This window comes from Micromonospora craterilacus (assembly GCF_003236315.1).
GTDB classification, from domain to species: domain Bacteria; phylum Actinomycetota; class Actinomycetes; order Mycobacteriales; family Micromonosporaceae; genus Micromonospora; species Micromonospora craterilacus.
In genome coordinates this window covers 1-3,705 of sequence record NZ_POTY01000385.1, presented here as the reverse complement: position 1 = coordinate 3,705, position 3,705 = coordinate 1, and the positions used below count along the sequence as shown (strand labels likewise).

The 3,705-nt window shown below is 72.4% G+C and carries 4 protein-coding genes; all 4 read left to right on the top strand.

Annotated elements, in window-relative coordinates; translation table 11 throughout:
- Positions 1-603: SMC-Scp complex subunit ScpB (gene scpB, locus C1I95_RS32685; protein WP_111219826.1), on the top strand; the 603-nt coding region annotated here is incomplete at its 5' end.
- Entirely contained in the window at positions 590-1,360 is a 771-nt protein-coding gene (locus C1I95_RS32680) for a pseudouridine synthase (RefSeq protein ID WP_111219824.1), read from the top strand. The genes scpB and C1I95_RS32680, both read left to right, overlap by 14 nt.
- A gap of 159 nt (positions 1,361-1,519) precedes the next feature.
- The gene (cmk, locus tag C1I95_RS32675) at positions 1,520-2,200 is read left to right on the top strand and encodes a (d)CMP kinase (protein WP_111219822.1); all 681 of its coding nucleotides are present in this window, start codon (positions 1,520-1,522) and stop codon (positions 2,198-2,200) included.
- A complete protein-coding gene (der, locus tag C1I95_RS32670) occupies positions 2,197-3,600 on the top strand; it encodes a ribosome biogenesis GTPase Der (RefSeq protein ID WP_111219820.1) in 1,404 nt (467 codons plus the stop codon). The genes cmk and der overlap by 4 nt, the downstream gene beginning before the upstream one ends.
- Positions 3,601-3,705: the final 105 nt, after the last annotated feature.

Here is a 3,705-nt window from a genome sequence, read left to right as displayed (position 1 = left end):
GCGCGGAAGCGGTCGGCGGGGCGGACCCGGGCGGTGCCCGAGCCGCCGCCGGTGCTCGACGACGCCGAGCTGCGCGGCGCGCTGGAGGCGATCCTGCTGGTGGTGGACGAGCCGGTCAGCGAACTGACCCTGGCCCAGGTGCTTGAGCAGCCCGCCGAGCGGGTCGGCCCGATGCTGGACGAGATCGCCGCCGGCTACACTTCCGCCGGTCACGGGTTCGAGCTGCGCCGGGCGGCCGGGGGCTGGCGCCTGTACACCCGGCCGGAATACGCCAGCTACGTCGAACGGTTCGTGCTGGACGGGCAGTCGGTCCGGCTGACCCAGGCCGCGCTGGAGACCCTGGCCGTGGTGGCGTACAAGCAGCCGGTGACCCGGTCGCGGATCTCCGCCATCCGCGGTGTCAACTGCGACGGGGTGATCCGTACCCTGGTCTCCCGCGGCCTGGTCGAGGAGTGCGGCACCGAGTCGGACAGCGGCGCGTACCTGTACAAGACGACCATCATGTTCCTGGAGAAGCTCGGCCTGAACAGCCTCGACGACCTGCCGCCGCTGGCCCCGTTCCTCCCCGACGACGTAGAAGAGCTTGCTGATGCCACGCGATAACCGCACCCCGTCCCCCGACGCGCCCGTCTACACCGGCGCCGAGCGCCTGCAGAAGATCCTCGCCGCCGCCGGCGTCGGGTCCCGGCGCGCCTGCGAAGACCTGATCTTCCGCCGGCGGGTGACGGTCAACGGGCGGGTGGCGCAGCTCGGCGACAAGGTCGACCCGACCACCGCGGTCATCCACGTCGACGGCGAACGGCTGGTGGCCGACACCCGGCTGGTGTACCTGGCGATGAACAAGCCACGCGGCGTCGTCTCCACCATGGCCGACGAAAAGGGACGCACCGCGCTGGCCGACTTCCTCGGCAACCGGGTCGAGCAGCGGGTCTACCACGTCGGGCGGCTCGACGCGGACAGCGAGGGCCTGCTGCTGCTCACCAACGACGGCACCCTGGCGCACCGGCTGATGCACCCCTCCTACGGGATGCCGAAGACGTACCTGTGCGAGGTGTCCGGGCCGATCCCGCGCAACCTCGGCAAGCGGCTCGCGGCCGGGATCGAGCTGGAGGACGGCCCGGTGACCGTCGACGCGTTCCGGGTGGTGGACAGTCTGGGGCGTACCGCCCAGGTCGAGCTGACCCTGCACGAAGGGCGCAAACACATCGTACGGCGGCTGCTCGCCGAGGTCGGCCACCCGGTGAGCCGGCTGGTGCGTACCTCCATCGGGCCGATCCGGCTGGGTGACCTGCGTGCCGGGCGCACCCGGCGGCTGACCAACGCGGAGGTCGCCGCCCTGTTCAAGGCCGTGGGTGACTGACCCCGCGCCCACGGGTACGGCTGAGGGTAGGCTCCCTGGCGGCCCGGCGGGGCCGGCAGGCCGTACGCCGCCGCGCCGGGCATCATTGAAGACGTGTGGGCAACCGCTCGCGTCCGCCGATGAGGGTGGATCGCGAGGTACGGGCTGAGGAGGACAACGGTGGAGGAAAACGTACCGGCCGGGCGCTGCGTGGTCGCTGTGGACGGGCCGTCCGGTTCGGGTAAGTCCACCGTCTCCCGGCGGCTCGCCGTGAGCCTCGGTGCCCGCTACCTCGACACCGGCGCGATGTACCGGGCGATCACCTGGGCGGTGCTGCGCTCCGGGGTCGACCTGACCGACGCGCAGGCGGTGGCGAAGGTCGCCGGCGAGGTGGACCTGCACATCGGCACCGAACCCGCGGGGTACGGCGTGACCGCCGACGGGATCGGCGTCGAGGAAGAGATCCGCGGGCCCGAGGTGACCGCCGCGGTCTCCGCCGTGGCCGCCGTGCCGGCGGTGCGGGCGCTGCTGGTGGCTCGGCAGCGCGACATGATCGCCAAGGCCGGTCGGATCGTGGTCGAGGGGCGGGACATCGCTTCCGTCGTGGCCCCGGACGCCGACCTGAAGGTCTACCTCACCGCCTCGGCGGCGGCACGCGCCGCACGTCGCAGCGCCGAGAACGCCTCCGACGTGGCGGCCACCGCCGCCGACCTGGCCCGCCGCGACCAGCTGGACTCGACCCGCAAGGCCGACCCGCTCGCCCAGGCGTCCGACGCCGTCGTGCTGGACACCACCGAGCTGGGCATCGACGAGGTCGTGGCACGGCTGACTGAGCTGCTCACCGATCGGGGAGTGGCGTGACCGACAGCGATGGATGGGTGGAGCTGCGGGAGCCGGACCTCGACACCGAGGAACCGACCGGCCCGCAGCCGGTGGTGGCCGTGGTCGGCCGCCCCAACGTCGGCAAGTCCACCCTGGTCAACCGGATCATCGGCCGCCGCCAGGCGGTCGTCGAGGACGTACCCGGGGTGACCCGGGACCGGATCCCGTACGACGCGCAGTGGTCCGGTCGGGCGTTCACCGTGGTGGACACCGGCGGTTGGGAACCGGACGCGAAGGACCGGGCGGCGGCCATCGCCGCCCAGGCCGAGGCGGCCGTGGTCACCGCCGACGTGGTGCTGTTCGTGGTGGACGCGATGGTGGGCTCCACCGACGTCGACGAGGCGGCGGTGAGGATGCTGCGCCGCAGCGCCAAGCCGGTGATCCTGGTGGCCAACAAGGCCGACAACGCCACCATCGAGCTTGAGGCCACCTCGCTGTGGTCGCTCGGCCTCGGTGAGCCGTTCCCGGTGTCGGCGCTGCACGGGCGCGGCTCCGGTGACCTGCTCGACGCCATCATGGCGGCGTTGCCCGAGGCGCCGAAGGTGGCGGAGTTCCGTCCGCGTGGCCCGCGTCGGGTGGCCCTGGTGGGTCGGCCGAACGTCGGCAAGTCCAGCCTGCTGAACCGCTTCTCCGGTGAGGAGCGGGCAGTGGTCGACGCGGTCGCCGGCACCACCGTCGACCCGGTGGACAGCCTGGTCGAGATCGGCGGCGACACGTGGCAGCTGGTGGACACGGCCGGGCTGCGTAAGCGGGTCGGCAAGGCCAGCGGCACCGAGTACTACGCCAGCCTGCGTACCGCCTCGGCGATCGAGGCGGCGGAGGTGGCGGTGGTGCTGCTCGACTCCAGCGAGCCGATCAGCGAGCAGGACCAGCGGATCCTGTCCATGGTCACCGAGGCCGGTCGGGCGATGGTGATCGCCTTCAACAAGTGGGACCTGGTCGACGCCGACCGCCGGTACTACCTGGACAAGGAGATCGAGCGGGAGCTGCGCCGGATCCCGTGGGCGATCCGGTTGAACCTGTCGGCGAAGACCGGCCGGGCGGTGGACAAGCTCGCCGCGTCCCTGCACCGGGCCCTGGCCAGCTGGGAGACGCGGATCCCCACCGCGCAACTCAACGCCTGGCTCACCGCACTGGTCCAGGCCACCCCGCACCCGGTGCGGGGGGGACGGGCACCGCGGATCCTGTTCGCCACCCAGGCCGGCGTGGCCCCGCCGCGCTTCGTGCTCTTCACCACCGCCCCCCTCGACGCCGGCTACCAGCGCTTCGTCGAGCGCAAGCTGCGCGAGGAGTTCGGCTTCGAGGGCAGCCCGATCGAGATCTCGGTACGCCCGCGCAAGAAGCTCGGCCCCGGCGGTCGAGGCAAAGCACACGGCTGACCGATCAGCCCCTGGGGCCCTGCGGACGACACGCCACCCGCAGGGCCCCACCCTCCTAGGATGCTTTAGGGGTGGTGCGGGTGGTCACCCCGCGGAGGCGGGGAG